Below are 14,687 nucleotides of genomic sequence, written 5' to 3'. Positions count from 1 at the left end.
GTGCACGTCCCCCAAAACAGCAAACCACACTCACCCATCCGGAAACCGCCGCATCATCGCCTCCATCGCCGGGCGGTCGAGGGTGTGGAAAGCGGGGCGGATGCCGCCGGTCATGGCAAAGAATTCCCTTGGCGTCAGCCGCCAGAAGGTTTCGGAGGAAAGCCGCAGCAGGTGGAAGCCGGTGTGTATTACCGCCTCCCAGGGAAAAGGACGCGGCGTCAGATCGCCCACCTCACCTGCTGCGGCACTCAGGGGTCCGGCGGCGTGCCCCTCGAACCGGCAAAGGTGGCTGTCAGGAGATCGGCGACGATGGCGGCGTGGCCGGCAACGCCGCCTTCCACCGTGGCTGCGGCCACGTCTTCATCGGAAAACATGTTGCCCGCGCCGCGCAGACCTGCGCCGATCACCCGAATCATATCGGCCGCCTTCATACGTCCGGTTGCGAAACGTTCGGCGAGCGCGGTGAGATCATCGGCCTGAAAGGCGGTTTCGAGTTCGGCGAGAGCGCCGAGCGTCAGGCAAAGAACGCGCCTTTCGCCATCGATCAGCGCCTCGGTCTCGCCGCGATGGCGGTTCGCCCGCCCGTAACGTAGCCCTTGCGGCATCACAGTGCTCCGAAATTGAGGAGACCGGCCGATTCCAGCGCGGTCTCGAATTGCACCTCGCCATCGTGGCGACCGGAATATTCGAGCGCGACGATCTGGAATGGCCCGGTGATTGTGCCAAAGTCAGGAATGACGATCTGCCAGCCCGGAATGGAGCCGGCGAAAAATGCGCCACGCACCAGGGCATCGCTTGCCTGATCCTTGAAGATGCCCGACGCCGTCAGCGACGCCCGCTGCACGCCGGCGCCGGCCAGAAGCTCACGCCAGCGCCCGGCGCTTTCGCCGTCGGTAATATCGACCGCCTGCGCGTTGAAGGCCAGACGCTTGGTTCTGAGCCCCGCCACGGTCACATAGGAGCCGGCGTTGTTGAACTTCAGCAGCAGGTCCTTGCCCTTCTGCGCCACCATGGTGTTCTCCCTCTTGTTTCGATTGATGTCGTCTCGTTTGATGTTGCCGGGTCGCAACTGGCCTGCTACCAAAAGCATTCCCGCATCTCGCACCCGCGATTTTCATCATGTCTGAAGCCACCCCCTTCACGTCTCGCGCGCGCCTTATCGGCGTGCTTGCGGTTGGGCAGGTCGTCAGCTGGGGCACCGGTTTCGACATGCTGGCCATACTGGGACCACGCATCGGACAGGAACTGGCCATCGCAAACGAGGTCGTTTTTGCCGGTCTCACCGTCATGATGACGATCAGCGCCCTCTGCGGCCCGCTTCTGGGAAGAACGCTCGTGCGCCGTGGTGCCGCCCCCGTTCTTGTGGCGGGTTCGTTGCTGTTCACGGCGGGTTTTGTCGTGCTCGCCTCTGCGGGCGGCGTGATCAGCTATGTCCTCGGCTGGGTCGTGATGGGTCTGGCCGCGACCTGCGGCCTGACGACGGCGGCCCATACGGCTGTGGTGGAACGTGTCGGCGCGGAAAGTGGCCGGTCGCTGACGCTTCTGATGGTGTTTACCGGGCTTTCGGCAGCGGTTTTCCTGCCCGTCACCACCGTCGCAGATCAGCACCTGGGCTGGCGCGGCACCCTTTTGGTATATGGCTGTCTGCAGATATTCGTGCTTCTGCCACTCTATGTTTTTGTCCTTCCCGGACGAAGGACGAGCAATACTCCGGGCACTTCGAAAACCGCTGCGGTCTCGACATCGCCTGTCGATACGCGGCGCGCCTTTCTGCTTCTGGCGGCAATGACGACGCTTAGCGCCTTCACAGCCTTTGGCTTTTCGCCACTCCTGCCTCTGCTGCTGGTCCATGCCGGCGCATCGCAATCGCTCGCCGTGCAACTGGCAGCCGTGCGCAGCGTGCTTGCGATCATGGCGCGCGGGCTGGATTTTCTGCTTGGAAAACACGGAAATCCCTTTGTCACCTGCATGATCGGCTTAGCTATGCTGCTCGCATCCTTCGTGCTGTTGCTCGTTTTTGCCCCGGCCATGCCCGCTTTCATCGGGTTCATCATTTTCTTCGGCTTTGGCGCGGGCGTGCTCACCGTCAGTCGCGCGGTGTTGCCGCTCGCGGTATTTTCACCGGAACAATATGGCCTTCAGGCCGCGCGTATCTCCCTGCCGCAGAACCTTGCCATTGCCGTGGCGCCCGTCATTTTCACGCTGGCGCTGGATCGCGGCGGGGTATCGGCCATGCTCACCATCGCCGCCGTGCTGATCAGCATTTCGTTTCTGCTGCTGATCGTGCTCTGGCGCACCGTGCGCAAACAGAATTCCTGAACCGACCCTATTCCGTTACCGCCCTGAAACGCATTTCCGCGAGGAAGTTCCGTGTCTTCGGCTCCCGCCGCGAACGGCTGGAGAGAAGCTGCAGATTGACGAGCGAGATACCGGCGAGCGGAAGGGCGGCATCGTCGAGCAGGGTTTTCACCCGCCCGACAATCTCACCCGCGCACCTGCGGCCATTGGCATCGCTCCAGATGTCCAGCGACAGAAAATGTTCTTCGGCCTTTTCCGTCGCCGTCGAGTAGTCGCGGCTTTCAAGTTCGCCGATAACGATCAAGGGCAGGACGGCGCGCGGCAAAAGCCGGTCGACGATACCGCCAGGGATAAGCGCCATCAGAGCGGCATCGCCGGAAAGTCTTGCGAAAATCGCCTGTAGAAGCACGTTTGCGGCACTCACGGGCTTTCCTCCTCGCAGCGGCAGACGATGAAACGGCGGGTCTCGTCCGGATCCATCACGGCCCGGATTGCCAGAATGCGCCGTCCCTTGCGAAAGCGCATGCCGGCGGCAATGTCGCTGCGCCAGACCAGCCAGACGCGGTGGGTAATTGTTACGCCCTCAGCCGAGGCCCGCTCATGCGAGGCATTCGAAACAGGTTCGATAGCCGCCCAAAGCGAACGCAGGAAACTCCAGCTTTCCGCGGCCCCACCCTGCCCGTCCGGTGCCTCGCTGCGCACCTCCAGCTCCAACCGCGCCGTCAGCTTGCCGGGGTCGAGAAAAACGAGGTTCATGGCTCAGAGCCCCACACGGCAGAACGGCGACACCAACCGCTCGTAACCGGCAGGAACCGCTGCGGGTTGATTTTCCAGAGCAACGGCACCGCGGAAGGCGAACATCTGGGCCACATGCATCAGCATGGCGCGTTTCAGCGTATCGGGCACATCGGTTCCCGCCTCACCGTAACCGGCAATGAAGTCGATCTCGATGCCGTTCATCACCCGTCCGGGGGCTGGCGGGTCGCGCAGCCACAGCCGCGCCGGGCGCGCCTCGCCGTCAAGCAATCTGTCGGCGGCTGTGATGTCGTCCGCTCGCCCTTGACCGTCAAAAACCAGAATCGTTTCGATGGTTTGCACCGGTGCCTTACCAATCAGAATCATGCCACTCGGCGGCCACCGGTCGAGATAGAGCCGCCAGGTCTGGCGTATAAGGCAAAGTCCCGTCGTACGTTCCAGATGCTCGCGGGCAGTGCGGATCAGCGCAGCAAGCAGCGCATCCTCGTCGTCGCCGTCGAGACGCAAATGCGCCTTCACCTCGGCAAGCGTCAGCGGCTCCGCCTGCGGCGGATGAATGAGGGCATAGGTCATGGGGTCTCCGGAGATGGGGCAGAAAGAATTCCGGCCGAAAGCGTTTGGCGAAAATGTAGCATCCGCACGCCGTCACCCCCGACTTGGTCCGGGGTGACGGGGAAGATTGTGGTCAATTCACCCCGAACTTCACGAGCTTGATCGCCTCGAAGTTCTGCACGCCGCCGCCCACGCGCTTGGTGGTGTAGAACAGCACATAGGGTTTTGCCGAATAGGGATCGCGCAGGATGCGTACGCCGGTGCGGTCCACCACGAGGTAACCGGCGCGGAAATCACCGAAAGCGATGGCGAAGCTGTTTGCCGCGACATTCGGCATGTCTTCGGCCTCCATCACCGGAAAGCCCATCAGCGAGGCGGGTTGCCCGGCGGCAGCGGGCGGATGCCAGAGATAGGCGCCGCTGGTATCCTTGAAGCGGCGCAGCGCCGCTTGCGTCTTGCGGTTCATCACGAAGTTGCCGTTCTGGCGGTGGCCTGCCTTCAGTCCATAGACGGCATCCAGCAGCACATCCATTGGCCCCGCGGAGGCGAAGCCACCCGCAACACCGGTGGCGACATAACCGATATTGCCCCAGCTCCAGCTGTCATTGGCTACGGCCGTATAGGAGAGGAAACCCTTCGGTTTGTTGGTGCCGTCGCCGGTGATGAACGCCGCTGCCTCCTGTTCGGCAAAGGCAATGTCCACTTCCGAGGCGATCCAGGCCTCGATATCCACGGCCGCATCATCCAGCAACCCCTGGGTTGCGGCAGGCATGGCGTAGAGTTCCATGGTCGGGAAGGAAAGTTCGGAGAGCTTCGGTGTCGTCGTCTCGGGGCGAGCCGCCGTTTCAGAGACCCAGCCGGTGGCAAATCCGCCCGGCGAAAACGGCTTCTTCAGCACGGCAGTGGAAACCTGCCGCACGGTCGCAAGCGACCGGATCGGTGAAATCGCCGTCATGCGGCGGCCGATCTCGCCATCCGTTTCGGTGGGCAGCAGATAACCGCCATCGGCGCCTGTCGATCCGGCAAAGGCCTTGGCCTCCAGATCGCGCAGCGCGCCCTCCTCACCCCGGCGGATATAGGCCTCGAAGGCGGCCTTGTGCTCATCCGTATCGAGGGAATGCGCCTGCTTGCGGCCGAGCGCCGGGCGCGCTTTCTTCAGCGCCAGATCGTCCATGATCTTGCGGTTGTCATCGAGCGCCTTGTCGATGCGGTCGAGCTTGTCGCGGGTCACGACGTCGGACCCCATCTTGCGTTCGATATCGGAAAGCCGCTGGTCGTTGGTGTCGCGGAAGGCCTCGAAGGCTTCCATGAACTCGTCGAAGGCCGCCGTCATCGTATCGGGCACGGCCTTCACCTGCGGTGCAACCGTCATTGCGGCCGGTTTTGTCATCTGGTCTGTCATGTAGCCATCCTTTTTTTCGGAAGTGTTTGGGAGGAAGTCAGCGTTTGAAGGCTGTGTCGAAAAGCGAACGCGCCGCGCGGCGCATGGTGCGCACCAGCTCGGTTTCGCGGTCGCGGAAGAAGCGGGCGTGTTTGACATCCGAGACCCGCGCGGACGGCAGCATCGGAAAGGTCACCACCGAGATTTCCCAGAGATCGGCCTCCAGAATGCGCCTGACGCCAGAGCGTGCCGCCTTGCCGGAGCGCCCCTCCTTGCTGGAACGTACCGTGCGAAAACCGATCGACAGCCCGTCCAGCGCGCCTGTCTTCATCAGCGAATGGACCTCGCGCGAGCGGGCGACGCCGGGGGCGAGAACACCTTCCACGTATAGCCCGCGCTCATCCTCGCGGATGGTGCGCCATGCGCCGATCGGCTCGGCCGGATCGTGTTGGTAGAGCATCCGGATACCGCCCGCACCGCGTTCCTCGATGGAGCGGTGGAAAGCGCCGCGCTCGATCACGTCGCGGCCGAGATCGACCTCGCCGAAGACGCTGGCATAACCGGAAAACGTGCCGTCGCCAGCTATGCCGCGCAGTTCCAGATTGGCGAATTTGCGCGTGGCGGGGCACGGCCCGCGATAGACGTGCATGGGAAACTCCTGCGATGTGAAAAGGGGGTGCCGCGTGGAGGCTAAGCGCGCGGACGGGCGTTGTAACGGTCGGCCACGCGCACCAGCAGGCCAAGCCCCCACCAGGCCACCATGCTGGCAGCGGCAGAGCCCGCCACCATGATTTCCCGGCCGGAAAGCGCGCCGGCAATCTCGAGTTGCTGCACGATCCACAGGCCCACGGGGCCGCCGAAGATCATGCCGCAGGAGACGCCGGTCACGAAACGGCTCGCCGCCTCGCGTTTGCTTTTCGGCAGGAGGTAGACGAGCGACACACCCGCGCCTGCGACGGCACCGGTGATGCGGGCGGCCCAGATGCCGCCTTCATTGGCGAATTCAGACATGGGTAATCATTCCGGTTTAGGATGTGAAAAATCGGACAGACGCGCCGCGTCGCCCGCAGGTCGGGTGTGCAGTTTCAAAACGCCATTTCGCGAGTCTTCAGAATCGCTTGAACGGCGAACCTCACAAAACGATTCCGCTGGTTCAGAAGTTGGTCGAAGACGCGGTCCGGTGGCTCAAGCACGGCGGCTAATACCCCACCGCCTCCCGCTTTTCCTCGTCGGTCAGAAACGACGCTGCGCCGATCCTTGTCCACAGGGCGTCCCGCTCACCGGCAAGCCCGGCGATCCTGTCGAGATCCGGTTCCAGCTGCAGCCCGGAGCCGAAAATCGGTGATAGCCACCCGCAGAGCCGTGCCGCCGTGCGGTTGACGAGCGGCAGCACGGTGAGACGATAAAAAGCGCGGTTTGCCTCCTGGTAATTGGCATAGGTATTGTCGCCGGGAATGCCGATCAGCATCGGCGGCACGCCGAGTGCAAGCGCTATGTCGCGAGCCGCACCGTTGCGTGCTTCCAGAAAATCCATGTCGCGCGGCGAAAGCCCCATGGCCTTCCAGTCGAGACCGCCTTCGAGAAGAAGCGGCCGGCCTGCATTCATCGCGCCCTGATAACCTTCCTCCAGCTCGCGCTTCAGCCGCTCGTATTGCTCGGTGGAGAGATTGCCACCCTCCTTCGGCTGATAGACCAGCGCACCGGAAGGGCGGGCGGAATTGTCGAGCAGACGTTTGTTCCACTGGCTTGCGGCATTGTGCAGATCGAGAGCCGCGCCCGCCGAAGCAAGTGGCGCGAACCCGGCCCGATCGTCCAGCGGATGAAAAACCTTCAGGTGCAGCAGCCCCAGCCCGTCACGTTCAGCGGCAATGCGCCTGATGGCGCGGCCTTCGGCACGATAATCGTAACCCACGGGCCAGCCATCCGCGCCTTCGACGATGCTCACCCGGTCCGGCCGCAGAAGATGCAGCTCGCGCAGTCGTTCGCCGACCACTAGCGGCTCGATATAGGCGTTGCCAGCCAACATCAGATGGCCATACAGCGTCTCGAAAAAGTCCGGCCCGCCCATATGAGCGCTCGGCTTGCCTAAAAGTGCGAGCAGCGGATGATCGCCGATCTCCTCATCGCCATCGTAAAGCAGCCAGCTCACCGATGCGGAGGCTTCTGCCACCATGCGGGCGGCGCGGTGCGCTACCGGGTTTTTCATGAAGCCCTCGCGGGCGAGTGCGGCATAGGAGCGGCCGGACCAGAATGCCTGCCCGCCCTGTGCCGCAACCGCCATGAAGCTGCCCGCCGCTGTCTTGCGTTCAGGCACGGCTCTGCCATCCGCCGGGCGCAGCCACGGCAGGGAAAACGGAAATCGCATGGAATTGTCCTTGTTTTAATGCGGGCTCAGTTTCCCGCCAGGCCCTCATCCCTGTGCTGGTCACAGGGATCCAGCCAGCCCAAGTCTTTGGGCTGAAAGCACTCTTTTCGCCGCGCAGACGCGCGTCGGCTGCATTCCTGTGACAGGCTCAGGAATGAGGGTGGAGGGCCCGAGTCTTGACGAAACTTACCGGATTGGCGCTTTCACTGCCGTATCGCTGTTGAAATCAGCGGCAACCCGCGTCTCGCGCAGCGGCTTCACCGTACGCGTCGAAAGATCATAAGCGGGGTCGGCCTTGTAGGCCGCGAGCGCCGCCTCGTTTTCGAACTCTCCATAGACGATGAAATCGACCGAATTGCCCCATTGGTCCTTCTTCACATTCTCGCCGATTTCCAGCTTCAGCGAATGCGGTATCGCGGTAAGGCCGGAGAGCCCCTTGCGCACGGCGTCGCGGTTTTCCTCGGGAACGGTGAAAAAAACGATATGGCGGATCACGGTGTCACCTGTCATGCAAAATTCGAATATGGCCCTTGCGGCGTTTGCTAACGGGTTATCATCTGGCCCGCGCCGGTTCAATCCGCGCCGCCAAAAGGGCGCGATGAAATGCCCGGCCGTAGTCCCCGACAAGCCGCGCCCGGTCGCGGCCATTGATAATGGCGCGCGCACCCTCCCAATCCTCACGCCTGCCCTCGAAGACATCGGCAAGCTTCCGGCCGGTAAAGCTGCCGGCTACCATGCCGTGGATCAGGATCGCGGTTGCCACCTCCGGTTCCATGGCGCGTTCTGGGCGCGCCAGAAGGTCCACACCGGTCAGCTGCGACATGGCATCGTAATTGCGGCGATGCGTCAGTTGCACGAAACCGCGCCCGAGCCAGCTTTTGCCGTCGGCGTCTGGCCGCCAATAGGGTTTGCGCACCATGGGCAGCCTGCCTGCCGCAAAGGCCCGGTCCAGCCTTGCGATCGCCTCGGCATCATTTGCCGCCAATGTCTCGCGCACCGGCTGCATGGTCGCAGCCGTCTCGTGAAAAGTGGTGGCCAGCATGTAGGCGAGCCAGCGGGGATCACCGCCCGGCAGGGCCTTGCCAAAGCCGGCCAGGATCGTCTTGGTCCCGGCAAGCTGTGCAGCTCGCAGGCGACCACCGTAGATGGAAATTCGCACCGACGCGAAGAATCGCGCCTCTTCATAGGCCATAGCCGGCTCCTGAAAATCGGGGGCGATATCACCCTCGGGTTTTTCCACATGACGGCCGTCAGAACTAAATCGATTTGAAAAAATCCTAATCGATTTTAATCCGCTGACCGGGGTTTTGAGGTAAAAAATTCCTTGAGTTGCGGAACCTTAGCGCGCTAACTCCATTCACCGCGCACTTCCGCAGCGTTGACCATTCAAGGAGGAATGCCACCATGACAGCGACAATCCCCCAGACCGTTTATGACCGGCTCGAAAACGAGTGGCGCCAGATGCGCGAAACCGGTTCTCAGCCGAAACCCGCGCAGTCTCCGAAGAAGTAGCATCTGCCAAACGCCCGATTTTGGACGTTGACGGTGCCCCGAATTTCTTCTCCCCGCCGGGGAGAAGAAACATTCGGCATCGGCTAGATAGGCAATTGGCTTTCATAACGGGGCCAACAATCGCCGACGTTACATCCCGCGCACCCTCGGCTCACTCGCCACAGTCGTCGTCAACGCCGTTATTGCCCAGACCAGCGCATCCAGCCGGTCGGGCGAGCGTCCGGATGAAAGACCGTTGGGTCCGAAATCCGCCATCTGGTCGGTTAGTTTTTCAAACCGTGCGGCGTGGCGTACCCTGCCCTGTTCGTAAAGTGCCGCCACCGGCTCGGCGCGGGTGAACTTGCCCCGGCTTGCCCGCACCAGGGTCAGCGGCAGGTTGGCGTCTATGCTCTGCAACATTGCGCGCACCATCTCGCCGCCCTGATTGACTTCGGCCACCACCCGGTCGGCCTCATGGCGGCGAACGGCAGCGACAACGGCGCGCGCCCAGCCAGCCGGTGTTTCACCTTCCACCGAACAATCCGCAAGCACGACCAACTTGCCTGATATGCCAAGCCCGGCCGCCACGATGCCGCAGCAGGAATTTTCACCGATACCGGCGGGCGGGTCTACCGCGACGACGATCCGCACCAGCGGCTCATGGTCGGTTTCCACAATCGCTTCCAGATCGGCGCGTTTCCACAGCGCGCCTTCGCGCTCATCAATCAGTTCGCCGCCGATTTCCTGACGCCCCAGCCGCGTGCCGCCGTAACGGTCGTGCATGGCTTTCAGGAAACCCGGTGAGAGATTTTGCGCATTCATCGCCGTCGGCATTCTGGCCACCCGGCTCGAAGGGTCGGCGAGAAGCGCCTTCAGGAGCGGAATGGGCCGTGGCGTCGTCGTCACCAATTGCCGTGGAGCCTCACCCAGACGCAGGCCGAATTGCAGCATGTCCCAGGTTTCCTGCGGATATTTCCATTTTCCAAGTTCATCGGCCCAGGCCATGTGAAATTGCGGGCCGCGCAGGCTTTCTGGGTCTTCCGAGGAAAACACCTGCGCCATAGCACCGTTTGGCCATATGAGCCGGCGGCGCGATACCTCGAAGGCGGGGCGGCAACGGCGGGCGATACGGCAGATGCCGGAAATGCCGTCGATCATCACCTCACGGGCATCCCCCAGCGTTTCCGCAACAAGCGCGATGCGCAAATCAGATTGCTTGCCGGCGGACGCAATCCTGTGCACCCATTCGGCCCCGGCGCGGGTCTTGCCGGATCCGCGCCCGCCGATCAAAAGCCACGTCCGCCAGTCACCCTCAGGCGGCTGTTGCGGCAGGTTGCCGATGAAACGCCAGTCGCGCAGAAGGGTAAAGACCTGCTTCTGCAGTTGGGGTTCGCTCGAAACATCCGTCATGTGTCAGCTTCTGCGGATGTGATGCGGGCCAGATCGGCCTCCAGCCTCGCGCGGCATTTCTGTTCCGCCAGTTCGTCGATGCGTTTGAGGAAATGCGCCACCGCCACGTCGTAATCTTCGGTATCGGCTTCGTCCTCACCGGCAAGAGATTGCCTCTCTTCTGCCAGCACCCGTTGCAGGGCGTCGATCCGTTCCAGTGTGCGCACAATCAGCGAAAGCTGATCCGTTGCGGCCTTCACGTCGGCGCGCGCCTGTTTGCCCGAGGCATCCTCCACCGTTGATAAAAATGCCGCTTCGCTTGTCTGCCGCAGATTGCGGTACATGCAGAACTGTTCGCGCATCTCTACCGTCAGCTCGTTCAGCAATTGCCGCAGATTGCCATTGCGCGCCGCATCTTCGGCAGCCAGCTTGTCGGCCCGCGATTTTATCTCAGGTGCGGCCTCCAGCCTGCCCTCGTTGCCATAGGCGCAGCTTTCCTGCCAGACGCCGTGGAGCGCCAGATCGCAATTGCGGATATTTGCCATGAGGTGGACCTGCGAGAGAAATGACGTGTCGCGCAAAGAGCATCGGCTAAACCGACCTTTGCCGCTCAGCCGCAAATCTCCGACTGTGACCTAAACCTATCAAACCACCGTCACGGTGTAAAGGATTATTTTCCTATTATTGTGATTTTTATCCTTCGAACAGGGTTTGCACCCTCGCCCGCCGCATACTACACTCGTGCCAGACAGCGGGAAAAAGGGGCAAGTCAAGTTGTTGAAACAATGGGTTGGGCGGTTGTTTGCAGGTCTTTCGGCAACCGGCATCGTCTTCGGCACTATTCTGTTCTGCGCTTCGCTCACGCCGTCTCTTCTGCCGCGCACATGGCTGATGCAGGGTGTGCTGTGCGGATTTTCCTTTGCCATCGGTTATCTGATCGGCGTGGCGCTCACCGCCATCTGGACCTATCTGGAATTGCCCCACCCCTCGCGCCATAACCGGCGCAGCATCCGCTTTCTCATCGCCCTTGCCAGCGCGATAACGGCGATCGCGTTTCTTTGGCAGGCGAAAGACTGGCAGAATTCCATCCGTATCCTGATGGAGCTCGATCCGTTGCCCAGCGCCCACCCCACCAAGACCGGCGGCGTTGCGGTGCTGGTCTCCGCCCTCCTCATCGGCGCTGGACGGCTTTTCCAGCTCATCCGGCGATTCTTCTCGGTGCGCAGCCGTCACTTCCTGCCGCGCCGGCTCGCAAATGTCCTTGGTATCGCCGCCGCCATCGTGCTGTCATGGATGCTGCTGAACGGTCTGATCTTCGATATCGGCCTGAAGTTTGCCGATTCCTCGCTGAAACAGGTGGATGCGCTGATCGAGCCGGATGTACCGCGCCCTTCCGATGCGCTCAAAACCGGCAGCAGCGCTTCCCTGATGACATGGGAATCGCTTGGCCGCAGAGGCCGCGAATTCGTGGCCAGCGGGCCGGAGGCACAGGAGATTTCCACCTTCACCCATCGCCCGGCCAGAGAACCGCTCAGGGTCTATGCAGGCCTGAATTCTGCGGCAACGCCCGAGGAAAGGGCAGCACTTGCGCTGGAGGAGCTGAAGCGGGTTGGCGGGTTCGAGCGCAAGGTGTTGCTGGTCGTCATTCCCACCGGCACCGGCTGGATCGATCCGGAAGCGCTTGATACGGTCGAGTATCTGCATGACGGCGATATCGCCAGCGTCGCCGTGCAATATTCCTATCTTTCCAGCTGGATCGCGCTTCTGACCGAACCGGATTACGGCGTGGAAACGGCGCGCGCGCTGTTTCAGGCCGTCTACGGTTACTGGACCACCCTGCCGAAGGAGACGCGCCCGAAACTCTATCTGCACGGGCTGAGCCTCGGTTCGCTGAACTCGCAGAAATCATCCGATCTTTACGACGTGCTCTCCGACCCGTTCCAGGGTGCGCTGTGGAGCGGTCCGCCCTTTTCCAGCCCCACATGGCGCATGGCCACCAATGGGCGGGTGGCGGGTACGCCGGAATGGCTGCCGCGTTTCCGCGATTCCTCGGTCATCCGCTTCGCCAACCAATATACCACCGCGCATATGCCTGATGCGAAGTGGGGGCCGATGCGCATCGTCTATCTGCAATATGCCAGCGACCCGATCACCTTCTTCGAGGCCGCATCGCTTTACCGGCCACCGCAATGGATGGTTCATCACGGCCCTGACGTCTCCACATCCTTCCGCTGGTTCCCGGTCGTGACCCTGCTGCAACTCGGTCTTGATGTTGCCGCCGCCACCACGGCGCCGATCGGTTACGGCCATGTCTATGCGCCGGAGCACTATATCGATGCGTGGATGGAGGTAACCGCACCGCAGGGCTGGAATGCGGATGATATCCAGCGGCTCAAGATGTTGTTCAAGGCCCGCCGCGGCTCCACCGATCCGGCGTGACGCGACGGGCGTGTCGTTTCTGAGCGTCAGTCCTTCAGCGCGTCCACATGGTCGGCCACATAGGTTTCCAGCGAGCGCGGTGCGTGGCCGGTCAAAGTCTCGACATCACCGGTGACCGCCGACGTCCAGCCTTCGCGCACGGGATAGAAGATCGACGCGAGGAAGGCGGCGTAATCCTGCGGAACGCCAGCGCCGGTCAGAATGCTGATGAAGACATCGTCCGAAACCGCGCTATAGCTGACCGGCTTGCCAATTGCCTGCGAGATGATCGCGGCCGCCTCGCCGTAACCCAAAGCTTTCGGCCCGGTCAGATTGAACGCCTTGCCATCGAAAGCCGTCGAGGTCAGCGCTGCCGCCGCACTGTCGGCGATATCGCGCACGTCGATGAAGCTCGACTTGCCCTCGCCTGCCGGCACGGCGATCTGGCCGTGTTCAATGCCGGCCTTCCAGTAGGTGTGGAAATTATCGGCAAACCAGTTGGGGCGCAGGATGACGTAAGGCGCGCCGGAAGCGATGATCTTCAGTTCCACCCGGCGATAGGGAATGGAATCGTCGGCATCGACGCCGAAGACGCTGAGGAACACGATCTTCACCTTGCGGCGGGCAGCTTCCTCGACAACCGGCGTCAGCGCGTCGATTGCATCCAGACGCCCGCCAGCCAGGATCAGAAACAAACGATCAACGCCATCGAAGGCACCCGTGTAGGTCGAGGCGTCGGTATAATCGAAGCGCACCCCTTCCGCGCCTTCGGCTGCCTTGCCGGTGCGCGAGGCCGCTTTCACGCTTTCGCCCTTGGCCAGAAGCGCCTTTACCAGCGGCGTGCCGATGGTGCCGGTGGAACCGATTACGAGTATCTTGCCAGTCATCTCAAATCTCCGTAGTATCCAATAGAAACCATGTTTCGAAAACATACGTACTGCGTATTCGAAATCATGAAAAGAGAGCACTTTCCGGTTATCTGGTATCCTCAAGGAAACCGACCCGGGCTTTTGAGAACGGGATGAGACCCATGGAACATGTCTACGACGTTTACGAGGATCGCTGCCCCACACGCATGGTGCTGGACAGGATCGCTGACAAATGGGCGCTGCTAATCCTCGACAAGCTGCGGGTGGACGCGGTGCGCTTCAACCTGCTGCGGCGGGAAATCAAGGGCATTTCGCAGAAGGTTCTGTCGCAGACGCTGAAAAAGCTCGAGCGCGACGGCCTGATTTCGCGGCAGGCCTTTCCGACGGTGCCGGTCACGGTCGAATATTCCCTGACGCCGCTCGGGCGCACGCTGACCGACACGGTTGCGGCACTGGCCCACTGGGCGGAGGGCAACATGGACGCGGTGCTGGCTGCGCAGAAGGCTTATGACGAGAGGGGTGGGTTAGGGTAAGGCAGACCCCCGCCTTCCTGATTCCTGTGCTTGCCAAAGGGATGAGGGAGACGAGAGCATCGCGCGCACTCGTCCACCTTTCGCCTGCCACACCCCCCAACGCCTACCGCGAAATCCGCGTGGAAAGAATGATCGACGATAGCGTGCGTTCCACGCCGTCCAGCGCGCCGATCCTGTCGATCAACCGGTCAAGGTCGAGGATGGAAGGTGCTGCCAGAATGGCGATCAGGTCGAAAGTGCCGCTGACCGAATGCAGCGTTGTCACCTCCTTGATGGCGGTGAGCGCCGCCGTCACACCGGGCAGCGCCTTAGGCCCGATGGTTATCAGCACATGGGCGCGCACCAGCCCGGAGAGATAGCTTTCCGAAAGCCTCAGGCCATAACCGGCGATCACCCCATCGGCCTCGAGCCGCTCGATGCGGGCCTGCACGGTGGTGCGCGAAAGGCCGAGTTTGCGGGCCAGTTCCGCCACCGGCATGCGGGCGTTTTCGGAAAGCAGGGCGAGCAGCGCCCGGTCCTTGTCGGCAATCGTCATAATGACCAATCCTGTCGTCTAATTGTCCAATATTAACCCGCTATCCGCACATAGTGAAGCTGCGAATCGTCCAAAAAAGCTGGCATTCTGTCTATGAAGC

At 62.0% G+C, this 14,687-nt stretch carries 19 protein-coding genes; 3 read left to right on the top strand and 16 right to left on the bottom strand.

Annotated features, from left to right (window positions below):
* Positions 1-30: 30 nt before the first annotated feature.
* The 3 genes from CRO62_RS22425 to CRO62_RS22415 are packed head-to-tail and all read right to left on the bottom strand — an operon-like array spanning position 31 to position 1,012.
* Positions 31-252: a rcc01693 family protein gene (locus tag CRO62_RS22425; RefSeq protein WP_179784659.1), complete on the bottom strand. Its 222-nt coding sequence runs from the start codon at positions 250-252 to the stop codon at positions 31-33.
* Positions 249-605 carry a gene transfer agent family protein gene (locus CRO62_RS22420; RefSeq protein WP_097101980.1) on the bottom strand — a complete coding sequence of 119 codons (357 nt, stop codon included), beginning with the start codon at positions 603-605 and terminating at the stop codon, positions 249-251. The genes CRO62_RS22425 and CRO62_RS22420 overlap by 4 nt, the downstream gene beginning before the upstream one ends.
* Positions 605-1,012, bottom strand: coding sequence for a phage major tail protein, TP901-1 family (locus CRO62_RS22415; RefSeq protein ID WP_097103217.1), 408 nt, complete (start codon positions 1,010-1,012; stop codon positions 605-607). Before CRO62_RS22415 ends, CRO62_RS22420 begins: the two co-directional genes overlap by 1 nt.
* Before the next feature lie 107 nt (positions 1,013-1,119).
* Here CRO62_RS22415 and CRO62_RS22410 point away from each other — a divergent pair, with 107 nt between their 5' ends.
* Positions 1,120-2,319: an MFS transporter gene (locus CRO62_RS22410; protein ID WP_179784598.1), complete on the top strand. Its 1,200-nt coding sequence runs from the start codon at positions 1,120-1,122 to the stop codon at positions 2,317-2,319.
* A 7-nt stretch (positions 2,320-2,326) separates the two neighbouring features.
* Here the strand turns inward: CRO62_RS22410 and CRO62_RS22405 are convergent, their stop codons facing one another.
* The 11 genes from CRO62_RS22405 to CRO62_RS22355 all read right to left on the bottom strand — a co-directional run bounded on the left by CRO62_RS22405 (position 2,327) and on the right by CRO62_RS22355 (position 10,777).
* Positions 2,327-2,722: a DUF3168 domain-containing protein gene (locus CRO62_RS22405; RefSeq protein ID WP_097101978.1), complete on the bottom strand. Its 396-nt coding sequence runs from the start codon at positions 2,720-2,722 to the stop codon at positions 2,327-2,329.
* Positions 2,719-3,054: a phage head closure protein gene (locus tag CRO62_RS22400; protein ID WP_097101976.1), complete on the bottom strand. Its 336-nt coding sequence runs from the start codon at positions 3,052-3,054 to the stop codon at positions 2,719-2,721. The genes CRO62_RS22405 and CRO62_RS22400 overlap by 4 nt, the downstream gene beginning before the upstream one ends.
* 3 nt (positions 3,055-3,057) lie before the next feature.
* On the bottom strand, positions 3,058-3,627 hold the full coding sequence (locus CRO62_RS22395) for a head-tail connector protein (protein ID WP_097101974.1): 570 nt from the start codon (positions 3,625-3,627) through the stop codon (positions 3,058-3,060).
* A 112-nt stretch (positions 3,628-3,739) separates the two neighbouring features.
* Complete coding sequence (locus CRO62_RS22390) at positions 3,740-5,008, bottom strand: phage major capsid protein (RefSeq protein WP_097101972.1); 1,269 nt, start codon at positions 5,006-5,008, stop codon at positions 3,740-3,742.
* A 37-nt stretch (positions 5,009-5,045) separates the two neighbouring features.
* Complete coding sequence (locus CRO62_RS22385) at positions 5,046-5,636, bottom strand: HK97 family phage prohead protease (RefSeq protein WP_097101970.1); 591 nt, start codon at positions 5,634-5,636, stop codon at positions 5,046-5,048.
* A 41-nt stretch (positions 5,637-5,677) separates the two neighbouring features.
* The gene (locus CRO62_RS22380) at positions 5,678-5,998 is read right to left on the bottom strand and encodes a DUF6107 family protein (RefSeq protein ID WP_003512100.1); all 321 of its coding nucleotides are present in this window, start codon (positions 5,996-5,998) and stop codon (positions 5,678-5,680) included.
* 187 nt (positions 5,999-6,185) lie between these two features.
* A complete protein-coding gene (locus CRO62_RS22375) occupies positions 6,186-7,352 on the bottom strand; it encodes a phage portal protein (protein WP_097101968.1) in 1,167 nt (388 codons plus the stop codon).
* Between the two features lie 186 nt (positions 7,353-7,538).
* Positions 7,539-7,862, bottom strand: coding sequence for a Dabb family protein (locus tag CRO62_RS22370; protein WP_003512096.1), 324 nt, complete (start codon positions 7,860-7,862; stop codon positions 7,539-7,541).
* A gap of 43 nt (positions 7,863-7,905) precedes the next feature.
* Positions 7,906-8,544, bottom strand: a complete 639-nt coding sequence (locus CRO62_RS22365; RefSeq protein ID WP_097103215.1) for a hypothetical protein — start codon at positions 8,542-8,544, stop codon at positions 7,906-7,908.
* 449 nt (positions 8,545-8,993) lie between these two features.
* On the bottom strand, positions 8,994-10,253 hold the full coding sequence (locus tag CRO62_RS22360; protein WP_179784597.1) for a DNA-packaging protein: 1,260 nt from the start codon (positions 10,251-10,253) through the stop codon (positions 8,994-8,996).
* Positions 10,250-10,777, bottom strand: a complete 528-nt coding sequence (locus tag CRO62_RS22355) for a hypothetical protein (protein WP_097101966.1) — start codon at positions 10,775-10,777, stop codon at positions 10,250-10,252. Before CRO62_RS22355 ends, CRO62_RS22360 begins: the two co-directional genes overlap by 4 nt.
* A gap of 253 nt (positions 10,778-11,030) precedes the next feature.
* On the opposite strand from CRO62_RS22355, the gene CRO62_RS22350 reads away from it, so the two are divergent.
* The gene (locus CRO62_RS22350) at positions 11,031-12,671 is read left to right on the top strand and encodes an alpha/beta hydrolase (RefSeq protein WP_179784658.1); all 1,641 of its coding nucleotides are present in this window, start codon (positions 11,031-11,033) and stop codon (positions 12,669-12,671) included.
* A gap of 26 nt (positions 12,672-12,697) precedes the next feature.
* Here the strand turns inward: CRO62_RS22350 and CRO62_RS22345 are convergent, their stop codons facing one another.
* Positions 12,698-13,537: an SDR family oxidoreductase gene (locus CRO62_RS22345; protein ID WP_097101962.1), complete on the bottom strand. Its 840-nt coding sequence runs from the start codon at positions 13,535-13,537 to the stop codon at positions 12,698-12,700.
* 143 nt (positions 13,538-13,680) lie between these two features.
* Here CRO62_RS22345 and CRO62_RS22340 point away from each other — a divergent pair, with 143 nt between their 5' ends.
* A complete protein-coding gene (locus CRO62_RS22340; protein ID WP_019564087.1) occupies positions 13,681-14,052 on the top strand; it encodes a winged helix-turn-helix transcriptional regulator in 372 nt (123 codons plus the stop codon).
* A 103-nt stretch (positions 14,053-14,155) separates the two neighbouring features.
* Here the strand turns inward: CRO62_RS22340 and CRO62_RS22335 are convergent, their stop codons facing one another.
* Positions 14,156-14,587 (bottom strand): Lrp/AsnC family transcriptional regulator, encoded by a 432-nt coding sequence (locus CRO62_RS22335; RefSeq protein WP_097101959.1) that lies wholly within the window; start codon positions 14,585-14,587, stop codon positions 14,156-14,158.
* Positions 14,588-14,687: the final 100 nt, after the last annotated feature.

The organism is Rhizobium sp. AN6A (assembly GCF_900215635.1).
Lineage (GTDB): Bacteria > Pseudomonadota > Alphaproteobacteria > Rhizobiales > Rhizobiaceae > Agrobacterium > Agrobacterium tumefaciens.
This window is presented reverse-complemented; position numbering and strand designations above follow the sequence as displayed.